The sequence below is a fragment of the Streptomyces sp. NPDC031210 genome (assembly GCF_055570395.1).
The window spans coordinates 68,956-93,276 of record NZ_JBVIHH010000014.1 but is presented as its reverse complement, the minus strand read 5'-3'; the positions used below and the strand labels follow the sequence as shown (position 1 = coordinate 93,276).

Annotated in this window: 20 protein-coding genes and 1 pseudogene; 8 read left to right on the top strand and 13 right to left on the bottom strand. The window is 71.4% G+C overall.

All coding sequences use genetic code 11. The annotated features are described in order from the left end of the window. Positions 1 to 15 precede the first annotated feature (15 nt). The 3 genes from ACZ45Z_RS24510 to ACZ45Z_RS24500 all read right to left on the bottom strand — a co-directional run bounded on the left by ACZ45Z_RS24510 (position 16) and on the right by ACZ45Z_RS24500 (position 3,249). Complete coding sequence (locus ACZ45Z_RS24510) at positions 16 to 1,440, bottom strand: hypothetical protein (protein ID WP_468366172.1); 1,425 nt, start codon at positions 1,438 to 1,440, stop codon at positions 16 to 18. Positions 1,441 to 1,639: 199 nt separating this feature from the next. Beyond that, positions 1,640 to 2,482: an SMP-30/gluconolactonase/LRE family protein gene (locus ACZ45Z_RS24505; RefSeq protein ID WP_468366169.1), complete on the bottom strand. Its 843-nt coding sequence runs from the start codon at positions 2,480 to 2,482 to the stop codon at positions 1,640 to 1,642. Beyond that, positions 2,479 to 3,249 (bottom strand): IclR family transcriptional regulator, encoded by a 771-nt coding sequence (locus ACZ45Z_RS24500; protein WP_468366166.1) that lies wholly within the window; start codon positions 3,247 to 3,249, stop codon positions 2,479 to 2,481. Before ACZ45Z_RS24500 ends, ACZ45Z_RS24505 begins: the two co-directional genes overlap by 4 nt. 202 nt (positions 3,250 to 3,451) lie before the next feature. Between ACZ45Z_RS24500 and ACZ45Z_RS24495 the strand changes: the two genes are divergently transcribed. The 6 genes from ACZ45Z_RS24495 to mmsB all read left to right on the top strand — a co-directional run bounded on the left by ACZ45Z_RS24495 (position 3,452) and on the right by mmsB (position 10,638). Further along, positions 3,452 to 4,606, top strand: a complete 1,155-nt coding sequence (locus tag ACZ45Z_RS24495) for a mandelate racemase/muconate lactonizing enzyme family protein (protein WP_468366162.1) — start codon at positions 3,452 to 3,454, stop codon at positions 4,604 to 4,606. Next, a complete protein-coding gene (locus ACZ45Z_RS24490; RefSeq protein ID WP_468366159.1) occupies positions 4,603 to 5,613 on the top strand; it encodes a zinc-dependent alcohol dehydrogenase in 1,011 nt (336 codons plus the stop codon). The genes ACZ45Z_RS24495 and ACZ45Z_RS24490 overlap by 4 nt, the downstream gene beginning before the upstream one ends. Positions 5,614 to 5,711: 98 nt before the next feature. After that, positions 5,712 to 6,680, top strand: coding sequence for a hypothetical protein (locus tag ACZ45Z_RS24485; RefSeq protein WP_468366156.1), 969 nt, complete (start codon positions 5,712 to 5,714; stop codon positions 6,678 to 6,680). 2 nt (positions 6,681 to 6,682) lie between these two features. Then, positions 6,683 to 7,795, top strand: a complete 1,113-nt coding sequence (gene chvE, locus ACZ45Z_RS24480; RefSeq protein WP_468366153.1) for a multiple monosaccharide ABC transporter substrate-binding protein — start codon at positions 6,683 to 6,685, stop codon at positions 7,793 to 7,795. 47 nt (positions 7,796 to 7,842) lie between these two features. Then, positions 7,843 to 9,399, top strand: a complete 1,557-nt coding sequence (gene mmsA / locus ACZ45Z_RS24475; protein ID WP_468366151.1) for a multiple monosaccharide ABC transporter ATP-binding protein — start codon at positions 7,843 to 7,845, stop codon at positions 9,397 to 9,399. Positions 9,400 to 9,408: 9 nt separating this feature from the next. Continuing rightward, positions 9,409 to 10,638 (top strand): multiple monosaccharide ABC transporter permease, encoded by a 1,230-nt coding sequence (gene mmsB / locus ACZ45Z_RS24470; RefSeq protein WP_468366149.1) that lies wholly within the window; start codon positions 9,409 to 9,411, stop codon positions 10,636 to 10,638. A gap of 255 nt (positions 10,639 to 10,893) precedes the next feature. Here mmsB and ACZ45Z_RS24465 read toward each other — a convergent pair whose 3' ends face one another. Beyond that, positions 10,894 to 11,205 (bottom strand): hypothetical protein, encoded by a 312-nt coding sequence (locus ACZ45Z_RS24465; protein WP_468366146.1) that lies wholly within the window; start codon positions 11,203 to 11,205, stop codon positions 10,894 to 10,896. 130 nt (positions 11,206 to 11,335) lie between these two features. After that, positions 11,336 to 11,758, bottom strand: coding sequence for a hypothetical protein (locus ACZ45Z_RS24460; protein ID WP_468366143.1), 423 nt, complete (start codon positions 11,756 to 11,758; stop codon positions 11,336 to 11,338). A 345-nt stretch (positions 11,759 to 12,103) separates the two neighbouring features. On the opposite strand from ACZ45Z_RS24460, the pseudogene ACZ45Z_RS24455 reads away from it, so the two are divergent. Together ACZ45Z_RS24455 and ACZ45Z_RS24450 are read left to right on the top strand one after the other, a co-directional pair. Beyond that, a pseudogene (locus ACZ45Z_RS24455) lies at positions 12,104 to 12,355 on the top strand (galactose-1-epimerase); the annotation flags it as partial. A 313-nt stretch (positions 12,356 to 12,668) separates the two neighbouring features. After that, positions 12,669 to 14,450 (top strand): coagulation factor 5/8 type domain-containing protein, encoded by a 1,782-nt coding sequence (locus ACZ45Z_RS24450; RefSeq protein ID WP_468366140.1) that lies wholly within the window; start codon positions 12,669 to 12,671, stop codon positions 14,448 to 14,450. A 30-nt stretch (positions 14,451 to 14,480) separates the two neighbouring features. Here the strand turns inward: ACZ45Z_RS24450 and ACZ45Z_RS24445 are convergent, their stop codons facing one another. The 8 genes from ACZ45Z_RS24445 to ACZ45Z_RS24410 all read right to left on the bottom strand — a co-directional run bounded on the left by ACZ45Z_RS24445 (position 14,481) and on the right by ACZ45Z_RS24410 (position 24,283). After that, positions 14,481 to 14,747, bottom strand: a complete 267-nt coding sequence (locus ACZ45Z_RS24445; RefSeq protein WP_468366137.1) for a hypothetical protein — start codon at positions 14,745 to 14,747, stop codon at positions 14,481 to 14,483. Positions 14,748 to 14,752: 5 nt separating this feature from the next. Beyond that, positions 14,753 to 15,112: a hypothetical protein gene (locus tag ACZ45Z_RS24440; RefSeq protein WP_468366135.1), complete on the bottom strand. Its 360-nt coding sequence runs from the start codon at positions 15,110 to 15,112 to the stop codon at positions 14,753 to 14,755. 100 nt (positions 15,113 to 15,212) lie between these two features. After that, the gene (locus tag ACZ45Z_RS24435; RefSeq protein WP_468366133.1) at positions 15,213 to 17,888 is read right to left on the bottom strand and encodes a molybdopterin-dependent oxidoreductase; all 2,676 of its coding nucleotides are present in this window, start codon (positions 17,886 to 17,888) and stop codon (positions 15,213 to 15,215) included. Then, positions 17,885 to 18,715 carry an FAD binding domain-containing protein gene (locus ACZ45Z_RS24430; RefSeq protein WP_468366130.1) on the bottom strand — a complete coding sequence of 277 codons (831 nt, stop codon included), beginning with the start codon at positions 18,713 to 18,715 and terminating at the stop codon, positions 17,885 to 17,887. The genes ACZ45Z_RS24435 and ACZ45Z_RS24430 overlap by 4 nt, the downstream gene beginning before the upstream one ends. Before the next feature lie 187 nt (positions 18,716 to 18,902). After that, the gene (locus ACZ45Z_RS24425; RefSeq protein WP_468366128.1) at positions 18,903 to 19,409 is read right to left on the bottom strand and encodes an LppU/SCO3897 family protein; all 507 of its coding nucleotides are present in this window, start codon (positions 19,407 to 19,409) and stop codon (positions 18,903 to 18,905) included. Between the two features lie 167 nt (positions 19,410 to 19,576). Then, a complete protein-coding gene (locus ACZ45Z_RS24420) occupies positions 19,577 to 21,598 on the bottom strand; it encodes a serine/threonine-protein kinase (RefSeq protein WP_468366125.1) in 2,022 nt (673 codons plus the stop codon). Between the two features lie 179 nt (positions 21,599 to 21,777). Beyond that, positions 21,778 to 23,349 (bottom strand): sigma-70 family RNA polymerase sigma factor, encoded by a 1,572-nt coding sequence (locus ACZ45Z_RS24415; RefSeq protein WP_468366122.1) that lies wholly within the window; start codon positions 23,347 to 23,349, stop codon positions 21,778 to 21,780. A gap of 46 nt (positions 23,350 to 23,395) precedes the next feature. After that, positions 23,396 to 24,283: a CAP domain-containing protein gene (locus ACZ45Z_RS24410; RefSeq protein ID WP_468366119.1), complete on the bottom strand. Its 888-nt coding sequence runs from the start codon at positions 24,281 to 24,283 to the stop codon at positions 23,396 to 23,398. Positions 24,284 to 24,321: the final 38 nt, after the last annotated feature.

The window sequence follows — 24,321 nt, the reverse complement described above, 5'->3', positions numbered from 1 at the left end:
TGCCTCCGCGCCGGCTCACCCGGTGGCCGTGCTCAGCGTCTCCACGCGGACCGTCCGGCATGCGTCGCTGTCGTGCGCCTCGGCGAGGTAGGCGTCGAGGTCCTCGACGGTGGCCGGAGCCGGCATGGGGTAGCGGTGCGGCAGGGCGGCCAGCACGGGCCGGTAGCGCAGCGTGCTGCCGATGTCCTCGGGAAACGCCTCCTCGTCCACGCCGATCGTGCCACCCGTTTCGGTGGCGAACCGGGCCGCGATCCCGCGCCATTGCTCGACCGGGACGAGGCCGACCGAGCGGAGCCCGTTGGAGAACAGGTTGACGTCGATGCGCCGGTAGGGCGGCTCGGTGTGCAGCAGGTAGTGGTTGAGCCAGCGGTAGGAGGGCCGGGTCGTGAACTGCAGCCAGAAGGGAACGGCGCCCAGGCGCAGCGCCCAGTACGGCTCCCACTGGTTGTACGTCTCGACGAGCAGCCGGTCGGCGGGCAGGTCGCGGCGCCCGTACCACCAGCGGTAGAAGCCGGCGACCAGCGGGCTCAGGTGCTCGGGCTCGCCGAACGAGATCCGGCGGACCGGGTGGCCGCACCGGGCGGCGAGGGCGGTGATGTCGGGGGTCAGGGCGTCGTCGTAGCCCCATTCCGCCTCCGGATACGGCTCGTCCGGCGGCGGGGCGTCCCACTGCCGTACGGCCGAGCCCTGCTCGGCGAGGTGCTGGGCGATGCGTTCGCTGCCGTTGAGGTACTCGTCCGGGCCCATGCCGCCCAGGGCGCCGAACTGGAACCGGTGGCGTTCGCCCAGCACCGTCGTGGGCCAGGTCAGGGTCGAGTCAAGGAGGAAGATCGTCGCGCCGGGGGCGAGGCGCTGCGCCAGGAACGTCTCCAGCGTCCGGCCGAGCCGCAGCCGCTTGAACCGGAAGTACGCGAAGCGGACGATCATGGCGCGGTCCTGGCTGGGGTCGTGCATGTGGCACAGCGCGAGATCGGGGTTGGCCTCGACCATCTCCCGGCCGAGCGCACGGCCCGCGCGCATCGCGGTGCGCGGCTGGTCGGGATCGAGGCGCGCCCGTACCGGCACCAGGTACGTCTGCGGCAGGACGGGTGCGTGCAGCGCCGCGGCCAGGTGGACGGCCGCGCCGCTGCCCGCGCCGATGAACACGGCCGGGTACGGGCCGGGCCCGTACTGCTCGGCGGTCCACGCCGCCAGGTCCTCGCTGTCGAGTCCGCGTACCCGGGAGACGCGTGCGCCCTCCAGATGGCCCGCGAGCACGAAAGCCCGCCGCCGGGCGCGCGAGGGCAGGCGCGAGCCCAGATCGGCGAGGAAGGCGGAGCCGGGCCCGACGCCGAGCGCGGGAAAGTCCTGGCCCCGCAGAAACCGGCTCACCGCCCGTACCGCGGCGACGGAGGAGTCGAAGTCGCACAGGCAGGCGGCGGTTCTCGAACGCTGGCGCACCAGGTGCCTCCTTACTTCCCGGACCGCCGGCGACGAGCCGGCGCGCGAAGGTCGGATCAAGGTCCCTGTCGGCGCGGGTAGGGGGCGACCGGACGGGGCGCGGCCCCGCGCGGCTGCCGGCAGACGCGCTCGCACCCCCCGGGTGCCACCCGTGGGGTGCGGCCAAACGGATGCGCAAATGATCATTTGGCTCCGGCCGTCACCCGCCGAACGGCGTGCCCGGCAAGCCCTGCCCCGCGCCCGGGATCACCAGCAGGGAGCCCGCGAGCGGAGGGGGGCGGTGCAGGCCGGTGCGGGCGGTGGTGACGTACAGGTCGCGCAGGCCGGGGCCGCCGAACGCGCAGGCGGTGGGGCGGCGCACGGGCAGGGTGACGGTGCGGTCCAGGGTGCCGCGCGGGGTGTAGCGGCGCAGCCGCGCGCCGTCCCAGAGGGCGACCCAGACACAGCCCTCGGCATCGACGGTGAGGCCGTCGGGGTAGCCCGCCCCCGGTTCCACGGTCGCGAACGGGCGCCGGTCGACGGGCAGTTGACCGTCCAGGCGGCAGACGTCGATGCGGCGCGTGGCGCTGTCGATGTAGTACAGGAGTGTGCCGTCGGGGCTCCAGCCGGTGCCGTTGCTGACGGAAACGCCGCCGAACACCTCGTGCGTGGTGCCGTCGGGCGCGATGCGGGAGAGGTTTCCGCCGCCGGCGGTTTCGTCGTCGCGCATGGTGCCCGTCCACAGCGCCCCGTCGGGTGCGACGGCCGCGTCGTTGCCGCGTCGGCCGGCGACGGGGGCGCGGACCAGCCAGGAGAACGCGCCGTCCGCGTCGTACAGTCCGACGCCGTCGCGCAGGTTGACCACCAGGCCGCCGCCCGCTCGGGGCTTGGCGGCGCCGACGTGCTGCTCGGTGGCGGTGACCGTGCGCCGGCCGGTCGCCGGGTCCCAGGTGTGGATGCGGGAGCCGAGGATGTCGACCCAGATCAGGCGCTCGGCCGCCGCGTCCCAGGTGGGTCCCTCCCCCAGCTCGGCGTGCTCGCGTGCGGCGACCTCGGCCCTCACCGGGTGCCCCGGTGCCCCAGTCGCAGGGAGAGGTCGGCGGCGCCCTCGGCGGCCAGTGCGGCCAGCTCGCGCTCGCGCTCGTCGGTCCAGCGGATCACGGGCACGGAGATGGACAGGGCGGCGACGACGCGGCCCGCGCTGTCCCGTACGGGTGCGGCGACGCAGCTCACGTCCGGGTTGGATTCGCGGTGTTCGACGGCGATGCCGCGCTCGCGGATGGCGGCGAGGGTGTCGCGCAGCGCGTCGGGGTCGGTGATGCTGCGGGGGGTCATCGCGACAAGTTCGCGGCCGGCGAGGCGCGCGTCGAGTTCGCCGGCCGGCAGGGCGGCGAGCAGCATTTTGCCGACCGCGGTGCAGTGCGCCGGGAGCTTGCGGCCGGCGGCCGAGACCATCCGGACGGCGTGGGTGGAGTCGACCTTGGCGATGTAGATGACGTCGGCACCCTCCAGGACCGCGAGGTGGACGGTCTCGTCGCAGGTCTCCGCGACCTCGCGGGCCACCCGCTGCCCCTCGGCGGCGAGATCGAGCTGTTCGGCGTAGCGGCTGCCGAGCTGGTGGGTACGCACTCCGAGGCGGTAGCGGCCCGGCTGTTCGGGCGCGGGCACCAGATAGGAGCGGGCGGTGAGGGTGGCCAGCAGCTCGTGCACGGTGGTGCGGGGCAGTTGGAGCTTGCGGGTGATGTCGGGCGCGGAGAGGGTGCCGTCGCCTTCCAGGAAGAGTTCGAGGATGTCCAGTGCCCTGGTCACCGCGGGGACAAGACGTCCCATGCCGCCTCCACCACCTTCGTTCGATATTCCGGTCGACGGCCGGAATGACGAACGTCAGGCTACGCGCGGCGCCGGTCGCCGGGCAATGGCCGCTCAACATCCGCCGCCGCGCGCCCCATTGACACCCTCGGGTGCCGCTGCCTACGGTCACGCCACTATTTCGAACGTGTGACGAAATTTCGAACGACCAAGGGACACTGCCTTGCGTATCACGCGAATCAGCACGCATGTCGTCGGCACACCTTGGCGCGACCTGACCTACGTCGTCGTCCACACCGACGAGGGCCTCACCGGTGTCGGCGAGACGCGGATGCTGGGCCGTACCGACGCGCTGATCGGCTATCTGCGCGAGGCCGAAGCCCGCCACATCGCCGGATCCGACCCGTTCGCCACCGAAGACCTCGTCCGCCGCATGAAGTACGGCGACTACGGGCGGGCCGGCGAGATCGTCATGTCGGGCATCGCCGTCGTGGAGACCGCCTGCTGGGACATCAAGGGCAAGGCCCTCGGCGTCCCCGTCTGGCAGCTCCTGGGCGGCAAGGTCACCGACCAGGTCACGGCGTACGCCAACGGTTGGTACACCACCGAACGCACCCCGGACGCCTACCACAAGGCCGCCCGGGACGTCATGGCGCGCGGCTACCGGGCGCTGAAGATCGACCCGTTCGGGACCGGTCGGTTCGAGCTCGACGCCGAGCGGAGCCGTTACGCCGTCTCCCTCATCGAGGCCGTACGCGACGCCATCGGCCCGGACGCCGAGCTGATGCTGGAGATGCACGGACGCTTCAGCCCCTCCACCGCCGTCCGCCTGGCGAAGGAGATGGCGCCCTACCGGCCGGCGTGGCTGGAGGAACCCGTGCCGCCGGAGAACCTCAAGGCGCTGAAGAAGGTCGCCGACAAGGTCGATCTGCCCGTCGCGACGGGTGAACGGATCCACGACCGGATCGAGTTCCGCGAGCTGTTCGAGTCGCAGGCCGCGGACATCATCCAGCCCGACCTCGGGCACCTCGGGGGCATCGGCGAAACCCGCAAACTCGCCGCGACCGCCGAAACCCACTACACGCTGGTCGCCCCGCACAACGTCGGCGGCTCGGTGCTGACCGCCGCCTCGCTCCAGATCGGTTTCACCACGCCCAACTTCAAGATCCTGGAACACTTCAACGACTTCGCCGACGCCGAGATCACCTCCGTCGTCAAGGGCGCCCCGCGGGTGGACCCGGACACCGGCTGCTTCCCCCTCTCGCACGCACCCGGCCTGGGCGTCGAGCTCGACACCGACGCGGCGGCCGAATTCCCGCAGCAGCGCGCCCGGTTCGACCTCTGGGCCGAGGGCTGGGAGCAGAGGAACCCGAGGTGAGCCGCGCGCTCGTCATCGACCGGCCCGGTGCGCACCGCCTCGCCTCGCGGGCCCGTCCGGAGCCCGGCCCCGGCGAGGTGCGCGTCAAGGTGGCCGCGGCCGGGATCTGCGCGAGCGACCGCGAGGTGTACGAAGGCCGCCGCGACTCGGCGTACGTCCGTTACCCGGTGATCCCCGGGCACGAGTGGTCCGGCACCATCGAGGCCACCGGCCCGGGTGTGGACCCGGCGCTGGCCGGCCGGAAGACCGTCGCCGAGGGCTTTCGGACGTGCGGCGTCTGCGTGCGGTGCCGGGAGGGCGAGACCAGCCTGTGCACCGGCGGCTACGACGAGACGGGGTTCACCGCTCCGGGCGCCTTCGCCGACCATCTGCTCGTCCCCGCCCGGCTGCTGCACCCGCTGGCGGACGACGCCGACCTGCGGGCCGCCGCCCTGCTGGAGCCGGCTGCGGTGATCGCCGCGGCGGTACGGGCCGGGCGGCCGCGCCCGGGTGAACGGATCGCGGTCGTCGGCGCGGGCACCCTCGGGCTGCTCACCGTGCAGCTCCTGGCCGCCTCGTCGCCCGGCGAGCTGACCGCGATCGACCCGCGGCCGGGGCGCGGCGAACGGGCGCTGCGGTGCGGGGCGAGCGGGAGTCTGTCACCGGATGAGGCCGCCGCCACCGAAGGCCGCTTCGACCTGGTCGTGGAGACCGCCGGCGCGCCGACCACCGCGGCCGCCTCCTGCCTCCTGGCGCGGCGGGGCGGCCGGGTCGTGCTGACCGGGATGTTCACGCCGGGCGCGACCGGGATCGATCCGGTGCATCTGTCGCTCAGTCAACTGGAGATCCGCAGTGTCTTCGGGGCGCCGTCCTCCGCCTGGTCGGCGGCGGTCCACGCCTTCGGTGCGGGACTGTTCGACCCGGGCGCGCTGATCACGCACGAGTTCCCGCTGGAGCGGTTCGCCGACGCGCTCGCGCTGGTCGGCGGCGGCGAACCGGAAACCGGGAAGGTGCTGCTGCGCCCGTAAGGCGCACGCCGCATGCGCCCACCGCCAGGTCCACCGCCATGTCCACCGTCACGCCCAGCGCGCCGAACGCTTGCCGAAATATCGAACATGGGAGTCCCGTGACCGATCCGTCAGCCCCGCGCCGCCCCGCCGGCGACGCCCTCGCCCGCCTCGGCCATCCCTCCCCCGCCGTCGATCCCCGCGACGCCTCACCGCACGCGTTCCCCGACGGCGGCACCTGGCGCACCGAGATCCCCTCGGTGGAGGGCCCGGAGGCCCTGACCGTCGTCCTCAAGGAGAGCGAGCACCTGGACCTGCCCGTGCACCGCGTCAGCCAGGGCAGCGGCGTATGGATGCTCACCGACGCCGAGATCACCGAGATGGTGGCCTCCTGCGCCGAGCGGGCCGTCGAGCTGTGCCTGTTCACCGGGCCGCGCGGCACCTGGGACATCGGCGGCTCCACCCGCTCCGACTCCGGCGGCGCCGGGCCGCGCGCCCGCGGCCACGACGCCCTCGCCGGATGCGTCGAAGACGCCCTGCGGGCAACGGAGTTGGGCGTGCGCTGCCTGCTCGTCGCCGATGAGGGCGTGTTGTGGACCCTGCACCGGCTGCGCGCCCAGCGCCTGCTGCCGGCCGCCACCACCTTCAAGCTGTCGGCGCTCACCGGCCCGGTGAACCCGGCCTCGTACGCCGTCTACGAGCGGCTCGGCGCCGACTCCCTCAATGTGCCCTCCGACCTGACCCTCGAACATCTCACCGAAATCCGACGGGTGAGCCGGGCCCCGATGGACATATACGTCGAGGCACCCGACGACCTCGGCGGCTACATCCGGATGTACGAGGCGGCCGAGCTGATCCGGCGCGGCGCCCCGCTCTACCTGAAATTCGGCCTGAGCAAGGCGCTCGGCGTCTACCCCTACGGCGCGCACCTGCGCAACCACACGCTGGCCACCGCCCTCGAACGGGTCCGCCGCGGCCGTCTGGTGCTCGATCTCCTCGCCCGGCACGGAGCGGACGGCGGGATGTCGCCGCTCGGATCCCGGCTGCCGGGCGAGCTCAGCCGTTTCCCCCTCCCGGAAGAGGTCTGATCATGCGCACCCGCACCCCGTACGCCCCGACCGCGCTCGCGGCTCTGCTCGCCCTCTCGCTGGCCGCCTGCGGCCAGGAGGCCCGCGGCGGCAGCCGCTACCGGGCCGACCAGGGCAAGGGCGGCACGATCGGACTCGCCATGCCCACCAAGGCGTCCGAGCGGTGGATAGCCGACGGCCGGAACATGGCCGAGCAGTTCCGCAAGGCCGGCTACCGCACCGATCTGCAATACGGCGACGACAAGGTCGAGAACCAGATCGCCCAGATCGAGAACATGATCACCAAGGGGCGCCGGCTCCTGGTGGTCGCCGCCATCGACGGCTCCGCACTCACCGACGTGCTCCAACGCGCGCACGACGCCGGCATCCCCGTGATCGCGTACGACCGGCTCATCATGGGCACCGACAACGTCGACTACTACGCGTCGTTCGACAACGAGCGGGTCGGCATGCTCCAGGCCCGCTACCTCGTCGACAAGCTGAGGCTCGGAGAACCCGGCGAGAAGACGGACGAGACGTCCGACATCGAGCTGTTCGCCGGCTCCCCGGACGACAACAACACCACCTTCTTCTGGACCGGCGCGCTCAAGGTTCTCAAGCCCTACCTGGACAGCGGCCGGCTGGTCGTGCGCAGCCGGCAGACGAGAATGAGCCAGGCCACCACGCTGCGCTGGGACGGCGGCACCGCGCAGAAGCGGATGGACGACCTGATCAGCAAGAACTACGGCGAGGCGAAGGTCGACGCGGTCCTGTCGCCGTACGACGGGATCTCGCTCGGCGTCATCTCGGCGCTCAAGAGCGCGGGTTACGGCACGAAGAGCCGGCCGCTGCCGGTGGTCACCGGGCAGGACGCGGAGCTGGCGTCGGTGAAGTCGATCCTCCGCGGCGAGCAGACCCAGACCGTCTTCAAGGACACCCGGAAGCTGGCCGCGCAGGCGGTGCGGATGGGTGACGCGGTCCTGCACGGCGAGAAGCCCGAGGTCAACAACACCACGGACTACGACAACGGGAAGAAGACCGTGCCGGCGTATCTGCTGAAGCCGGTCAGCATCGACAAGTCGAACGCCCACCTCCTGGTCCGCGAGGGCTACTTCACCGCGGGGCAGCTCTCATGACATGGCCCGGACCGGAGAGGGAACCCGCAACGGCTTCCCCGCGCGGAATGGAGACGACGCCTGTCCTGGAGATGCGCGACATCACCAAGACGTTCCCCGGCGTCACGGCGCTCTCCGGGGTGAACCTGACCGTGCGCCCCGGCGAGATCCACGCCCTCTGCGGCGAGAACGGCGCGGGCAAGTCGACGCTGATGAAAATCCTCAGCGGCGTCCATCCGCACGGCAGTTACGGCGGTGAGATCCGCTTCGAGGGCGCGCCGGTGGCCTTCAAGGACATCCGGGCCGGTGAGAAGCACGGCATCGTGATCATCCATCAGGAGCTGGCACTCGTCCCCTACCTGTCCCTCGCGGAGAACATCTTCCTCGGCAACGAAAAGACCTCCACGCGCGGTCTCGTCGACTGGAACGACACGCTGCGCACGGCGGACCGGCTGCTGAAGCGGGTGGGACTGCGCGAGAAGCCGCAGACCCCGGTCGCCGACCTCGGCGTGGGCAAGCAGCAACTGGTGGAGATCGCCAAAGCCCTGGCGAAGGAGGTGAAGCTGCTCATCCTCGACGAGCCGACGGCCGCGCTCAACGACGAGGACAGCGCCAAGCTCCTCGCCCTGATCCTCGAACTGCGCGAGCAGGGCATCGCCGGCGTCCTCATCTCCCACAAACTCAACGAGATCCGCGCCATCGCCGACTCGGTGACGATCCTGCGCGACGGCGAGACCATCGAGACCCTCACCGTCCGCGAAAAGCCCTCCGACCGCCCGCGGTTGGCCGAGGACCGGATCATCCGCGGCATGGTCGGCCGCGACCTCGACCACCGCTTCCCCGACCGCACCCCGTACGAGGGCGGCGGCGAGGTCGCGCTGGTCGTCAGCGGCTGGACGGTCCGGCACCCGGTCGACCCGCTGCGCAAGGTCGTCGACGACGTGTCGCTGACCGTGCGCCGGGGCGAGATCGTCGGTGTCGCGGGCCTGATGGGCGCCGGCCGCACCGAACTCGCGATGTCCGTCTTCGGCCGCTCCTACGGTCTGTACGAGGCCGGCACGGTCAGCGTGGGCGGCCGCCGGGTGTCGACGAAGACCGTCCCCGCGGCCGTCGCCGCCGGACTGGCATACGTCACCGAGGACCGCAAGCGGTACGGCCTCAACCTCCTCGACAACATCAACCGCAACATCTCGCTGCCTTCCCTGCCGGGCATGCGACGTCGCGGTGTCGTCGACGAACACCACGAACGCCGGGTCGCCGAGCGCTACCGCGAGTCGATGAACATCAAGGCCCCCACCGTCTTCGAGCAGGTCGGACGCCTCTCCGGCGGCAACCAACAGAAGGTCGTGCTCAGCAAGTGGGTCCACGCCGACCCGGAGGTGCTGATCCTCGACGAGCCGACCCGTGGCATCGACGTCGGCGCGAAGTACGAGATCTACACCGTCATCGACCAACTCGCCGCGCGGGGCAAGGCGGTGCTGTTCATCTCCTCGGAACTGCCCGAGCTGCTGGGGATGTGCGACCGGATCTACACGATGGCCGAGGGCCGGCTGACCGGTGAGGTCACCCGCGCGGAAGCCACCCAGGAAGTCCTGATGCGCCACATGACCATGAACAGAAGCTGAGGCCCCGCCATGACCACCCTGACCCCTCCCACCAAGGGCACGCCCGCCACGCCGTCCGACCGCGCGACGGCCGGCGCGCTGCTGCTGCGGTCCCTGCGCGCCGACATGCGCCAGTACGGCATGCTGATCGCGCTCGCCCTGATCGTCGTGCTGTTCCAGATCTGGACCGACGGCACCCTGCTGCTGCCGAACAACGTCTCCAACCTGATCCAGCAGAACGGCTACATCCTCATCCTGGCCATGGGCATGATGATCGTCATCATCGCGGGCCATATCGACCTGTCCGTCGGCTCGTTGGTCGCCTTCGTCGGCGCCGTGTCGGCCGTGATGATGGTGAAACACGACATGCCCTGGGGCCCGGCGCTCGTCCTGTCGCTGCTGATCGGCGCGGTCGCGGGCGCGTGGCAGGGCTTCTTCATCGCCTACGTCGGCATCCCGTCGTTCATCGTGACGCTGGCCGGCATGCTGCTCTTCCGCGGCCTGACGCAGATCGTCCTGGAGGGCCAGTCGCTCGCCCCGTTCCCGGACGGGTTCCAGAACCTCGCCAAGGGCTTCCTCCCCGAGATGGGCCCCTACACCCAGTACCACAACCCGACTCTCGTCCTGGGCGGCGTGGCGCTCGCCGTCCTCCTGCTCCGCGAGTGGCGTGACCGCAGGCGCCAACTGGCCTACGAGCTGGACGTCGTGCCGAGAAACCTGTGGGTGGCCAAGTGCGTGGCGATCGCGGCCGCGCTGATCGCGTTCACCCTGACCCTGGCCAGCTTCCACGGCGTGCCCGTCGTCATGCTCCTCATGTGCACGCTGCTCATCGGCCTCGGCTACGTCATGCGCAACGCGGTGACCGGGCGGCATGTCTACGCGCTGGGCGGCAACAAGGCGGCCGCCAAGCTCTCGGGCGTCAAGGACAAGCGCGTCACGTTCCTGGTCTTCGTCACCATGGGCGTGCTCGCCGCGCTCGCCGGCTGTGTGTACGCGGCGCGCCTGAACGCCGGCACCCCGCAGGCGGGCCTCAACTTCGAACTGGAGGCGATCGCCGCCTCGTTCATCGGCGGCGCGTCGATGAGCGGCGGCGTCGGCACGGTACTGGGCGCCGTGATCGGCGGCCTGGTGCTCGGCGTACTCAACAACGGCATGTCGCTGGTCGGCATCGGCACCGACTACCAGCAGGTCATCAAGGGCCTCGTGCTGCTGGCCGCGGTCGGCTTCGACGTATGGAACAAGCGCAAGGCGGGACGGTAGGCCCCGAAACCGACTCCCCACTCGTCATCTTTGACTCAACTCCCTCACAGTCGCCGTAGGACGGGCAGTCGGCCTTCAGCGCGGGTGACGACTTCAGCCGAGAGCCGTCGCGCCGTTGTCCGCGCGCGGGATCCTCCTCCTGGCCGGCACGCGCGGCCAGGGCTTCGAAACGGACCCTGTACGTGCGGCCCGCTGGCTGATCCACGGGATTGGATACCACTGCCTGACCATGAACTTGGTCGCCGCTGCATCGAGTTACGCGTCTGTCTGGCGCTGCTTCCGGTACAGGGAAATGGCCGACTCGGTGGGGAGGTTGGGGACGGTGACCGTTTCGCCGGTGTCCTTGGACACGATGATCTTCGCGCCGCCGGGCGGGGCGGGCTGGGGCTGGCCCGATGCGTCAGTGGTACGGGGGAAGGTGGCGTACACCAGGTAGCCGATGTCAAATTCGTGGACGTACATGGGCGCCGGGGAACCGTCCGCCAGCTTGGGCTGGGCATAGCGGCTGCGGACGATGGCGAGTGCTTCTTCGGGGGTGGCCGGCGGGATGGAAATGTCCTGACTCATGGAATCGCCGCTCTCGTAGTCTGATGATGAATGGGGTGAAACAACGGCCCGACCTGACGGCAGCGTACTCCCTGCTTGAGTAGGGAGGAGAAAGCGGCAGCTCCGACTCAGATGATTGATTCGGAGCTACTTACTGCAATTCCCATCCATTTCCCAAGAGGGCTTCGATGGAATTATCGATTGCCGGCCTTCCAAGGCCGCCAGGAGCCCAGGTGGACCAGTAGGTCGAGAAGTCGAATACGAGCTCACCTGGATTTCCGTCAATTCGGTACTCAAAAGGTGCGTGAACGACGGATGCCCCCACTGGACCGTAAACCCAGTCTGCACCATTGCGGGATTCGATCGGGTGATTCACGAACCCCTTCGTGACCTCAAGCTGAATAATCCCCGGATTTGTTCTCGGATAGCCATCGGGCAGACGGGCCATGGTTGCATTGAACTGAATGTCTTGCCAGCCGATGGGAAGCCCGCTCGTATCGCTTGGGGATTCGGCGAGATACCCCTCGACGAAGTTCATGGCCGTGGCCTCATTGATTTCGGGTGCTTCGGTCACCTGCTCGTTCCGTAGGCGTGGTTCAGCCGTCACTCTCCCTGGAAGTGGAGACCTCCTAAGCATCCCGGATTCCCGCGCCAGAGTCGGTGATTCAACGGGAAAGTCAAATTCTCTTTCCCAGTAGGCAGTCGTCACCTCCATCGAGAGTGGAACGCACAGATTGCGTGTCATCCTAAAGCTCGCAGCAAATGCCAGCCTGGCCAATTGCGCGTGATCGAAGGCCAGGTCTTCTACATCCCTCGTTAGGCGGATGGATGATCCCGGGAAGTCAAGCAGTCTGGCGTCGGTCATCGAATCCGCTCCCACGAGGTCCCGTTATGCATATATTCTGCCAGTACGCCGATGGGTACGTCCTTCGACTTCCGGCGCACGAGATTGATCGGCCGGGACGTCCGCGCCGCCCACCGGCAGTTGCTGACGGCCAAGGGCTACGTCCACAACTGGGTCCTCGACAAGGGCGTCATTCCCGCCCCGAACAATTCGCGACAATTCGCGACGCCTCGCGACCCGGCCTCGGGACGCACGAGGAGGATCGCCACCACCGAGCCGAGTGTGCAGTTCCACTCCGGGAACTTCCTCGACGGCACCCTGGCCGGACGGCACCCACCACCGTCCACACCCTCTCGGCGCGCTGAGCCGCGCGGCCGGCGGGGAGCGGGAGCCATCCGGCATCCGGCATCCGGCATCCGGCATCCGGCATCCGGCATCCGCATGGATGTCGCCGTGACGGGGGCCGGGGAGTCAACTCAGGTCCGCAGAAGGTGAGTTGTCCGACTCGCGCACGCTCAATTTTTGACCGACTCCGGTTTCAACCCTTGACGACTTCGTCAGCCGGATGAAGCATTCCAGGGCAAGAGAGCGCTCCCATCATCTCCACTTCGTTCACTTCCTGAACCAGGAGAGTCGCCCCATGCCCACACCCCCCACACGCCCCACCCGCCGGACGGTCCTCGGCGCCATGGCGGCGGCGATGGCCGCGGGGACCGTGGCCGCCGCTGCCTCGCCGGCGTCCGCCGCGTCCACCGCGTCCACCGCCGCCGAACCGCTGCCCGGCGGCGGCGACCTCGGTCCGAACGTGCGGATCTTCGACCCCTCGACGCCCGACATCCAGGGCACCTTGGATCAGATCTTCCAGCAGCAGGAGGCGGCACAGTTCGGCACCGGCCGCCACGCGCTGCTGTTCAAGCCCGGTACGTACCACGGGCTCAACGCCCAACTCGGCTTCTACACCTCGATCGCGGGCCTGGGGCTGTCCCCCGACGACACCACGATCAACGGCGACGTGACCGTCGACGCGGGCTGGTTCAACGGCAACGCCACGCAGAACTTCTGGCGTTCGGCGGAGAACCTCGCGCTCCGTCCGGCCAACGGAACCAACCGGTGGGCGGTCGCCCAGGCCGCCCCGTTCAGACGTATGCACATCAAGGGCGGGCTCAACCTCGCGCCCAACGGCTACGGCTGGGCCAGCGGCGGCTACATCGCCGACAGCCGCATCGACGGCACGGTCGGCCCCTACTCACAGCAGCAGTGGTACACCCGCGACAGCACGGTGGGCGGCTGGACCAACGCCGTGTGGAACATGGTGTTCTCAGGCGTCGAGGGCGCCCCCGCGCAGACCTTCCCCAACCCGCCGTACACCACGCTCGACACCACCCCCGTCTCCCGAGAAAAGCCCTTCCTCTACCTGGACGGCGATGACTTCAAGGTCTTCCTGCCCGAGAAGCGCGTCAACGCACGCGGCACCACCTGGGGCAACGGCACGCCGCGGGGCACCTCGCTCCCGCTCGACGCGTTCTACGTCGCCCGGCCCGGCGTCAGCGCGACCATCCTCAACGCCGCGCTCGCCCAGGGCCTCCACCTCCTCCTCACGCCCGGGATCTACCACGTGGACCGGCCCGTTGAGGTCGGCCGCGCGAACACCGTCGTGCTCGGCCTTGGCTACGCCACGCTGATCCCCGACAACGGTGTCACGGTCCTGAAGGTGGCCGACGTGGACGGCGTACGGCTCGCCGGCTTCCTCATCGACGCGGGACCGGTCAACTCCCCCGTCCTGCTGGAGGTCGGCCCGCAGGGCGCGGCCGCGGACCACTCCGCCGATCCGGTCACCGTGCAGGACGTCTTCCTGCGCATCGGCGGCGCCGGGCCCGGCCGGGCCACCACCGGCATGGTCGTCAACAGCCGGCACACGATCGTCGACCACACCTGGATCTGGCGCGCCGACCACGGCAGCGGCGTGGGCTGGGAGACCAACCGCGCCGACTACGGAATGCGCGTCAACGGGGACGACGTCCTGGCCACCGGCCTGTTCGTCGAGCACTTCAACAAGTACGACGTCCAGTGGTTCGGCCAGCGCGGGCGCACCGTCTTCTTCCAGAACGAGAAGGCTTACGACGCCCCCGACCAGGCCGCCGTCCAGGACGGGGACGTCAAGGGGTACGCCGCCTACAAGGTCGCCGACACCGTCACCACCCACGAGGGCTGGGGACTCGGCAGCTACTGCTACTACACCGCCGACCCCACGATCCGCCAGGACCACGGCTTCGCCGCGCCGAACACGCCCGGCGTGACGTTCCACGACCTGCTCGTGGTCTCGCTCAGCGGCCACGGCCAGTACGAGCACGTCATCAACACCACCGGCGCCCCCACGTCGGGCACCTCGACCGTGCCGTCCACCGTGGTCTCCTACCCCTGATCCGGCGGCTTCCCCGACCGCGCGGGGGCGTCAGGCGAGTGCTGACGCCAGCACCGCGGCGGTCTCGGCGACCAGCGGGTTGTCGGCCGGGGCGTCCGGGGCGGGTGCGGTCGTCAGGACGGCCAGCACGATCGGCGGCCGGCCCGGGGGCCAGGTGACGCCCGCCTCGGCGTGTTCGCCCGCGACACCGCCGCGGGCCGGACGGTGGAATACCGCGCGGCGGAAGGCGGCGAGGGCCGTTCCGGCACCGAGGGCCAGTGCGGTGCGCCGGGACGGGCGCGATCCCGCGGTCTCCAACGGCTTCACATCATTCCGACGATGCGCTCCGGGGCGAACAAGTGACGGGCGCGGTGCTCCAGGACCAGCACCTCGGGGATGTGGCGATCCGTCGTGCAGGACACGCACCGCTCGCATGCCGGGTCCATGTCCGGCACGTTCGCCGCGTGGCTGGTGGCGATGTGCCGGGCGAGCCGGATCTGGGTGGACACCACCCTGTCCATGAAGTCGTAGTCCACTCCCGGCTTGCCCGCCTTCCGTGCGGCCTCCACCTCTTCGGGAGCGTGCTTCATCGCCTTGTACAGCTCGGTGCACTCCGGGCAGCTCCACATCCAGGGTGGAGGCAGCGGCCACTCGTCGGCGGGGTGGGTGTCCTTGGCATCCATGCCAGTCACCGTAGCGACGGCGCGGGGAGGCGTTGGCGGATCGGCGAAATTCCCCCCACGGGCAGGAGGACGGGCCGCGCCGAGGCCACGCGGTCCTCGGCTAGCCCCGCCCGGCCTCGTGCAGCGCCGCCCACAACGTGTCGGCCCGCAGCGGCAGTTCGGTGAAGCGGATGCCGGTGGCGTCGCGCAGGGCGTTGGCCAGTGCGGGGGCGACGGGCAGGAACGGGCCTTCGCTCATGGGTTTGGCGCCCCTCACTCCGCCGGCATCGTGGGTGGGGGCGAAGTGGATCTCGGTGCGGGGGACGTCGCCGAAGCCCGGGACGGGGTAGCTGCGCAGGTCGTGCGTGGTGACGTGGCCCTCGGGGTCGGTGCGCCAGTCTTCGAGGAGGGTGGCTCCGACGGCCTGGGCGAGCGCGCCTTCGATCTGTCCGCGCAGTTGGCGGGGGTCGAGGACGGTTCCGGCGTCGGCGGCGTGGACGCTGTCGAGGAGGGTGACGAGGCCGGTGCCGGGATCGAGGGCGAGGCGGAACCACTGCGCGTTCACGGCCAGGGTCGGTGCGCGGTCGGTGGTGTCGGCCTGTGCGGTGGCGGTCAGTTGGCGGCCGGTGGCGACGGCCGCTGCGTGGAGGGCGGACAGCGTGGTGGGCCGGCCGGCGGCTTGCACGGCGTCGGCCCGCAGATGGCAGGCGGCCCGGTCGGTGCCGGTGTGCGCGGCGGTGAAGTCTACGAGCAGCGCGTGCAGGCGATGGCAGGCGCGCTGGACGGCGCGGGCGGCCACGCTCGCGCCGGTCGAGGCGAAGCCGCCGCTGTCGTGGTCGAGCAGGTCGGTGTCGGCCTGGTGGACGTGGATCCGCTCCGGCGCGGTGGCCAGGGTGGCGGCGGCGATCCGCTGGTGGATGGTGGTGGTTCCGCTGCCGAACTCCGGTGCGCCGGTGTGCAGGTCGTAGTGGCCGTCGGGGCGCAGGCTGACCGTGGCCTGGGCGAGGTGGCCCTCCTGGGGCACGGTGCTCATGGCGGTGACGGCCAGGCCCTCGCCGATGAGGTGGTGCGGCGGCACGGCGGCAGGGGCGCGGGTGCGTCGGGCGCGCGCGCTGCGCACGACGTCCAGACAGTACGCGAGACCGCCGTCCACGGAGGGAGCGCCGTCCGCCGAGGGAGTGCCGGTGGTCTCGCCGGGTCGTCGGCAGGCGCGTTCGCGCAGGGTCAGCGGGTCGATGCCGAGGGCGCGGGCGAGTTCGTCGAGGGCGGACTCGACGGCGAAGGCGACCTGGCCGACGCCGTACCCGCGGAAGGCGCCCGAGGGCAGGGAGTGGGTGTGGACCGCGTATCCGTCAATCCTGGTGTGCGGGCAGCGGTAGGCGGACAGGGCCTGGGCGCAGGCGTTGCGCAGCACCGTGCGGCCGTGGTTGCCGTAGGCGCCGGTGTCGGCGACGACGTGCAGTTCCAGGGCGGTCAGCGTCCCGTCGGCGCGCGCCCCGGCCTTGACACCGACCGTGAACGGGTGGCGGACGGTGGTGGCGGTGAGCGTTTCGGTGCGGGTCAACTCCAGTTGGACGGGGCGGCCGGTGCGCAGTGCGGCGAGCACCACGACGTCCTCGGTCAGCATCTCCTGCTTCGCTCCGAAGGCCCCTCCGATCCGTCCGGCGGTGACGCGTACGTCCTGCGGGCGCAGCCCGAACACCGCGCACAGGAGCCTGCGGGTCAGATGCGGTGCCTGGGTGGCGGTGTGGACCCGCAGCCGCCCGTCGGGATCGGTCCAGGCGCGAGCGGCGTGGGTTTCCAGGGCCGTGTGCGCGACGCGCTGGGTGCGGAAGGTCGCCTCGTAGACGTGGGCGGCGTCGGCGAAGCCGGCCTGGGTGTCGCCGGTTTCGGTGTGGACCTCGTCGACGAGGTTGCCGCCGGGATGCACGCGCGGGGCGTCGGGCCGCCGGGCCTGTTCGGGGTCGGTGACCGCCGGCAGTACCTGATAGGTGACGCGGACGAGGCGTCGGCCCGCTTCGGCGGCGGCCTCGCTGTCGGCGACGACGGCGGCGACGCGCTGCCCGACATGGCGGACGACGTCGTCCAGGACGCGGGTGTCGGCGGGACTGTCGTCCGTGCGCTCGTGCAGGGCGGTGGAGAAACGGGTGGTGGGGGCGTCGTGGTGGGTCAGGACGGCCCGCACGCCGGGAAGGGCCAGGGCCCGGGCGGTGTCGATGGCCACCACCCGGGCGTGGCGGTGCGGCGAGCGCACCAGTTTCAGGTGCAGCAGCCCGGGTGGCGGCGGTGTGTCGAGGGTGAAGCGCGCGGTGCCGGTGACGATGTCCCGGGCGTGGGGCGCCGACCCGCCGCGGCTGCCGGGCCCGGGTGCGGCGCGCAGGGCGTCTTCGATGGATCGGTAACCGGTGCAGCGGCACAGGTTGCCCTTGAGCGCCTCGGGCAGGTCGGCGTACTGCTCGGCGGACAGTTGCGCCGCCGTCATTACGAACGCGGGAGTGCAGAACCCGCACTGGAAGGCCTGGTGGTCGAGGAAGGCCCGCTGGACGGGGTGCGGCGTTCCGCCGTCGGCGAGACCTTCGACGGTGGTCACGGTCCGGCCGTTGGCGCGCACGGCCGGATACAGGCAACTGTGCACGGCCGTGCCGTCCACGTGCACGGTGCAGGCGCCGCAGTCCCCCGCGTCGCAGCCCTTCTTCACCCCCGTCCAGCCGCGCTCGCGCAGGTAGGTGCGCAGGCACTGGCCCGGCGCGGGAGGTTCCTGGGCGAGGCGGCCGTTGACCCGCGTCGAGTAGGTCACGCCCCACGCCCCGCGGCCAGTTCTTCCCGGACTTCCGCCGCCAGGCGCAGCGTCATGTGGTGACGCCAGGCGGGCCGACCGTGTACGTCGTCGACGAGGAGCTCCGGCGGTACGGCGCGTCGCACGGCCTGGTGCGACCGGGCGGCGGAGGGAAGTCGGGAGAAGGACACCTGTACGGGGTGGAGCGTGGCGGCGGTGACGGTCAGTGTGCAGCGCTCCGACACCGGGTCGAGCGTGCCGGTCACCAGCGCGGACGATCGGCCCCGGGGACGCAGGCCGATCCGGCGCCATGCGTGGCGCCCCTCCAGCGCCCCCGCGGGCAGAACGAGCGCACGCAGCATCTCGCCCGGCCGCAGCTCCGTCCGGCCGGCGCCGGTGACGAAGTCGCACACGGGCATCCGGCGCTCCTGACCGTCCACCGCGCGCAGCACGCACACGCCGCGCAACGCGACCGCCATCGACACCATCGGTGCCGCCGGCAGGGCGAGGCACACGTTTCCGCCGACGGTGGCGGTGTTCCACACCTTGAAGGAGGAGGAGAAGGCCCGGCAGCACCAGGCGAGGAATTCACGCGCCTGCGGCCAGGGTTCGCAGGTCCGCGAGGCGAACGCGAGGAGTTCGGAGATGGTGCAGGTCGCGGCGATTTCGAGCCCCTCGCCGGTGACGGCCAACGGCTCCCAGCCCAGGGGAATCAGATCCCGGAGCCGGGCCAGTTGGGGTTGCGGCTCGGAGAACAGGTACGTTCCGCCCGCCAGCCACGCGTCCCCCGGCCGCCACCTCCCGGCGCGCCGGGCGTCGACCACTTCCCGCACCGTCGTCAGATCCACCGGCCTCCGACCTCCGCCCTCTCCGCCGTCCCGGCCGCAACGCCGGCCCACCGCGCGGGTACGTCGTACTCAACCGCCCGGCCACACGACGGTCACGCGGCGTCCGGGTGATCCAGGGCCGTACCGGTGGCGTTGGGGCGTGGGGGGCCGCAAAGGCGGCGGTCGGAGAGGGAAGCCCGGGTCGGGTTCAGACCTTGGTGAAGCACAAGGTGTAGTCGGCGCCCCGCCTGCTCGTGTATCGGATGCCGTAGTCGAACCGCGACGAGCACTTCTTGTCGGCGCCGTAGAGCGTGGCACCCGTCTTGTACTCGGCCTGGGCGGAGCCGCAGTCGACGATCACCGGCAGCGGCTCGCCCTGCGGGTCCTGGACCTTGACGCAGTCCCCGATCTGCGGATCGTGCTTCTTGTTCTCCTCGGCCTGCGCGGCATGCGCAGCCTCCGCCTTGGCCTTGCCGCCGTTGGGGTTGGTGTTGTAATCCCACACATACCAGGCGCCGCCGCCGAAGATCGCCAGCACGATGACGGCGGCGACCAGGCCGCGCAACGGGCTGCGCTGCGGCGGCCGCTGGGGCCCGCGCGGCGGCTGGGGCTGCCCGTACGGGGGCTGCGGATGGCCATACGCCTGCTGATGCTGCTGCGGGTACCCGTACGGCTGCTGCGGCTGGTTCTGATACGGCGGCGGCGGTGCGGACATGACTGAAATCCCCCATGGGTGACTGTGGCTGACTGCGGGTGACTGCGGGTGGCTGCGTGAACGAAGATCAACGGGTTGTTGACCGACGCAGGTTACCTGTCGCCTCGCGACCTCCGATAAGCGGTCCCGCGTACGGGATTCGGCGCCGCGGCCCGACCTGGGAGGCGTCAGGCGACCTTGGCGCAGACCATGGTTCCGCCGTCGTAGACGTTCCACGAGTAGCGGTAACGGCCGGGCTCGCTCGGGCAGGCGCCGGTACCGGCCGATGCCGGCAAGAGGGCGGTGACCTGCATGATGAAGTTGAACGCGCGCGGCACCCTGTTGGCGCCGCAGTTCCACATGGTGAGGAGGTTGGCACCGCCGGGTTGGCGGCCGTCGGCCTTGGCCAGGAAGCACTGGCCCCGGCGGAACTGCCGCTCCACGCACAACCTGGTGGTCGAGAAGCCCGCACCGATGTGCGTCCAACTGCCGCGTCCCCCGCCGGACGGGCACATCCCGGATCCGGTCACCCTCAGCACCCGCAGATACGCGTTCGCCGCACCGCAGCCGACCGGCCGCGGCGCCGTCCGGCTCCAGTTGCCGTAGCCGTTCTGGTACGCGTCGAGGCAGTCGCCGGCTCGTACGGAGGCGAAGGCCGCGTCGACCGGGCCGGGGGTGCGGGAGGCGGAAGGGGTGGGCGCCGCGGGAGTCGTGGGCGAAGAGGACGTCGTCGTCGGCGAGGAGCCGGTGCCACCGCTCGTGTACGTACGACTTGTGGGGAGGGCGCCGGTCCCGCCGAGCGCGGAGGCCCCGGTCGATGAACCAGCCGATGAACCGCTCGATGAACTGCTTGACGTGCCGCTCGTCGAACCGGCGGCGCCCTCGCCGTCCCAGGGGCGCCAGATGAGCGCCACGAACGCGAGGCAGAGCAGGACCGCCCAGAAGCCGCCGCCGGACGAGGAGGAAGAAGAGGAAGAAGAAGGGGCCGGGGTGGGCTTCGCCGGGGCGGGCCTGGCCGAGGTGGGCTTCGCCGGGGCGGGCTTCCGCGCCTGCCGACGGGCCTGCTCGGTCCGCTTGCGCCGCTCCCGCTCCTCCCGTTCGCGCCGCTGCTTCTCCTGCTTCAGCGCGGCAGCCAGCGCTCTGGCCTCCGCCGCCCGCCTCCGCTTCTCCTCCTCGGCGCGAGCCCGCTCGGCCTGCTCCTGGCGCGCGGCCCGCACCTCGGTGAAGACGCGGGTGGGATGCGGCGGCGGCACCGGCCGCGTCCGCTGGTCGATCGTGAGCGCCTCCGCGCCCCCGTCCGTACGCAGTGCGCGCCCTTGCGCCTCGTACTCCTCGATCAGTGCGGTCCAGCGTGGCGGCAGCCACCGCTCGCCGCGTTGGGAGGTGGGCACCCGGTCGAGCTCGGCCAGGAACTCCCGTAACACGTCCCCCGGTTGGGGTCGTTCTGCCGGGTCGGCCGCCAGGCACCGGCGGATCAGCGGGGTCAGTTCCCTGGGCAGTCCGCTCAGGTCGAGTTCGCCGCGCTGTACGAGGGTCAGCAACTGGATCGTGTCGTCGGTGGGACGGTAGGGCGGGCGGCCGACGGCGAGGTGGAAGAGGGTCGCGCCCAGCGAGTACACGTCGGAGGCGGTGGTGGACGGCTCGGCGCGCGCCTGCTCCGGCGAGGTGAACGCGATGGTGCCCAGGGTCAGCGACGTACGGGTGAGGTCGTTGGCGTGCGAGATGCCGAAGTCGATGAGGCAGGGTCCGGCCAGCGGCAGCAGGATGTTCTGGGGTTTGACGTCCCGGTGGATGATGCCCTCGTCGTGCAGGGTCAGCAGCGCCTGCGCGGTACCCGCCGCGATCCAGCGCACCGCCGTTCCGGGAAGCCGTCCCGCGCTGCGGACGAGTTCGGAGAGCGGAGGCGCCGGAATGTACTCGATGGCCATCCAGGGCCGTTCGGCCTCCGGGTCGGCGGCACGTACGCGGGCCGTGTAGGCGCTGTCGACGCGCCGGGCCAGTGTGACCTCGCGGGCGAACCGCCGCCGGTCGGTGTCGCTGACGACTCCCTCGGCGAGCAGTGTCTTCACCGCGACGAGCGATCCGTCCTCCGTGGACCGCGCCAGATAGATCCGCCCCATGGCGCCCGAGCCCAGTCGCCCCAACAGCCGGAAGGCACCGAGCCGCCGCGGGTCGTCGCCGCCGAGCGGCCTGATTCCTGTGCCGGTCATGTTGTGTCACCTTCCCCGTGGTGCCCGTGGCCCCACTGGTGGTCCCCCTGCCGTGACGTCCGTCAAACAGTGCCATGCAGAAGGGAGTTGAGGAAGCTGGAGGGGGCGGCGGACCGGGGGCGGGCTGGGGCACCCGGGGTGGTGATCCGGTGACACGGGAGGGAGGGGCTCGGACGACGTCAGTGGGCGGCGAAGTCCTGGGTCCACAGCGGGCCGTCGGAGGAGCGATGGACGCCGACACCGATGTGGGTGAAACCGCAGTTGAGGATGTTGTCGCGGTGGGCGGGATCGCCCATCCAGTCGGCCATCGCGCGGGCGGCGGTCGTGGGGCCTCGGTGGATGTTCTCGCCCCACTGGCTCCAGGCGTATCCGGCGGCGGAGATCCGGGCATCCGGGCCGGTGCCGTCCGGGCTGACGTGCTGGTAGTAGTCGCGGGCCGCCATGTCGTCCGCGTGCCGCTGGGCGGCGGTGTGCAGCGCGGCGTCGACGCGTACCGGGCGGCAGCCCTCGCGTGCCCGCTGGGCGTTGACGAGTGCGGTGACCTGTTCCTCGGGGCCGGGCGGCTGGGGGCGGTCGGCCGTGCGGGTGGGCGACGGGGTCGCTGTGGGGCGTGGGGTGGGCGCGGTGGGCTTGGTCGGTGCGGGAGAAGGGTCTGCCGGTGGCGCTTTTGTGGCGGGCGCCGCCGACGTTCCTCCGCGCGGACCCGTAGGGGTGTCGTCCGGTATCAACCTGGGGAGCAGCAGCACGAGGGCCAGCCCTGCCGCGAGCAGGGGCAACGTCGCGGCGAGGACGGACGGGGTACGGGAGCGGCCGGAGCGGGGCGCCCCTCCGTCGGCCACGGCGGCGTGCGGGGTATCGGCGGCGTGCAGGTTGTCGGCGTCGTGCGGGGCGTCGGCGTCGTGCGGGGCATCGGCGGCGTGCGGGCCGTCGGTGGCGCTCGCCGTTTCCCCTACGGGATCCGCCTCCAGGGGATGCGGGCCCGGAGGCGCCTGCACGACCGGGACCAGGCCGAGGCCGGCGAGCAGTCCCTCGGCGGGGACCAGGTCGCGCGACTGCCCCGTACACGATTCGCACGCGCGGAGGTGGCGGGCCACGCGCTTGCGCCACAGCGCGGACGGCGCCCCGTCCCACGGCCCGATGAGGGCCGCGAGGCCGGGGCAGCGCGGGGTGGCGGCCAGCGCGCGCACCACCAGCCGTCCGGTCTCCAACTGTTCCTTCACCCGCTGAACGCGGACCGCCGCGTGGGCGGAAGGGATGTCCAGCGCGGTGACCAGTTCGGCCCGGGTGATCTCGCCCGCCGCCTCCAGCCACCACAGGGACAGCAGTTCCCGGTCCGCGCCGTCGAGCCAGCGGGTGGCTTCGGCCACCTCCCGGCGCTGTCCGGACAGCCGAAGCCGCAAGATCGTCAGGGAGACGAAGTCGGCGCCCGGGTCGGCTACCTCGCGTGCCTGGTCCAGCGCGACGGCCGGGGACCTGCCGTTGGCCGCCCACTGCCGGCGGACCTGGTTCATCGCGATGGCGACCAGCCAGGAGCGGAAGGCGGCCGGGTCGCGCAGGCCGTCGAGCCCGTCCAGCATCCTGAGCATGGTTTCCTGCACCACGTCGTCGACGTCCGCGTGTCCGTCCAGGGCCCGGCCCACGATGTTGTAGACCAGCGGCAGATACGCCGCGACCAGCCGCTCCCGTGCCTGCCCGTCGCCAGCTCGGGCCGCCGCGACCACCGCGGCTCCGCACTCCCGCTCCACGTTCACGCCTGTACTTTCTCGTTCTCGTTCGCCACTCCCGCACTCCCGCGCTTCAGGATTGGGCGCCGAAGTTCTGGGTCCACCACGGACCATTCGCACGGAGGTTGATACCGACGCCTATTTCCTTGAAGGCACAGTTCAGGATGTTGTCACGATGTCCTGGGCTCTTCATCCAGCCTGCCATGGCGGTTTGGGCGTCTTGGGGGCTTTTGAAGATGTTTTCGCCGTACGTGCTCCACCGGTAGCCGGCGGACGTGATCCGGTCGCCGGGACCGCGGCCCTCCGGGGTGGTGTGGTCGTAGTAGTCGCGGGCGGCCATGTCGTCGGAGTGGGCCTGTGCCGCGGCCTGGAGCTTGGCGTTGACGGTGACCGGGGAGCAGCCCTTCTTGGCGCGTTCCGCGTTGACCATCTCGACCACCTGCCGCGCCAGGCGGCCGGTGTCTCCGCCGCCGGAGCCGTCCGGGGCGGCCGCGTGGGAGCCGCTGCGGGTGCCGGCGTCCGCTCCGGCGCGGGCCGGGGGCGTGTTCCGCGGCTTGGCGTCCGTGCGGCCGCTCGACGGCTTGCCGGTGGCGGTGGGCTTCGGGGAGGCACCGCGCGCCTTGGTGGCGGCCGGGGTCTTGGGCGCGGTCGCCGACAGGGAAGGCGCGCCGGACGGCGCGGTGGGTATGGAGCGCGCCGCCTCGGCCCGGTCAGCCGCTTCGGCGCGCCGGGCCGCGTCGGCGGTCGTACGGGTGTCGGCGGACGAGCCGTCGGCGAGTGCCTGGGCGACTCCGTATCCGGCGCCCGTCACCGCCGTCAGCGCCGCGACGCCTCCCGCCACGAGTGCCCAACGGGGCCGCCGCCCTCGGTGCGCCCCACCGCGCCGGCCGTGCCGGCCCGTGGTCCGCCGGTGGTGCGGGTGCTGGTCGTCGTACGCGGGGTTCTCGGTCTCACGGTGCATGCGCGTTCACTTTCCGGTGTGGGGGTCTACCGTTTGCG

Coding starts and splice junctions, on each gene's coding strand:
- ACZ45Z_RS24465 (WP_468366146.1), bottom strand. CDS start 11,205: ATGAGTCAGGACATTTCCATCCCGCCGGCCACCCCCGAAGAAGCACTC.
- ACZ45Z_RS24425 (WP_468366128.1), bottom strand. CDS start 19,409: ATGTCCGCACCGCCGCCGCCGTATCAGAACCAGCCGCAGCAGCCGTAC.
- ACZ45Z_RS24440 (WP_468366135.1), bottom strand. CDS start 15,112: ATGGATGCCAAGGACACCCACCCCGCCGACGAGTGGCCGCTGCCTCCA.
- ACZ45Z_RS24450 (WP_468366140.1), top strand. CDS start 12,669: ATGCCCACACCCCCCACACGCCCCACCCGCCGGACGGTCCTCGGCGCC.
- ACZ45Z_RS24500 (WP_468366166.1), bottom strand. CDS start 3,249: ATGGGACGTCTTGTCCCCGCGGTGACCAGGGCACTGGACATCCTCGAA.
- chvE (WP_468366153.1), top strand. CDS start 6,683: ATGCGCACCCGCACCCCGTACGCCCCGACCGCGCTCGCGGCTCTGCTC.
- mmsB (WP_468366149.1), top strand. CDS start 9,409: ATGACCACCCTGACCCCTCCCACCAAGGGCACGCCCGCCACGCCGTCC.
- ACZ45Z_RS24410 (WP_468366119.1), bottom strand. CDS start 24,283: ATGCACCGTGAGACCGAGAACCCCGCGTACGACGACCAGCACCCGCAC.
- ACZ45Z_RS24420 (WP_468366125.1), bottom strand. CDS start 21,598: ATGACCGGCACAGGAATCAGGCCGCTCGGCGGCGACGACCCGCGGCGG.
- mmsA (WP_468366151.1), top strand. CDS start 7,843: ATGGAGACGACGCCTGTCCTGGAGATGCGCGACATCACCAAGACGTTC.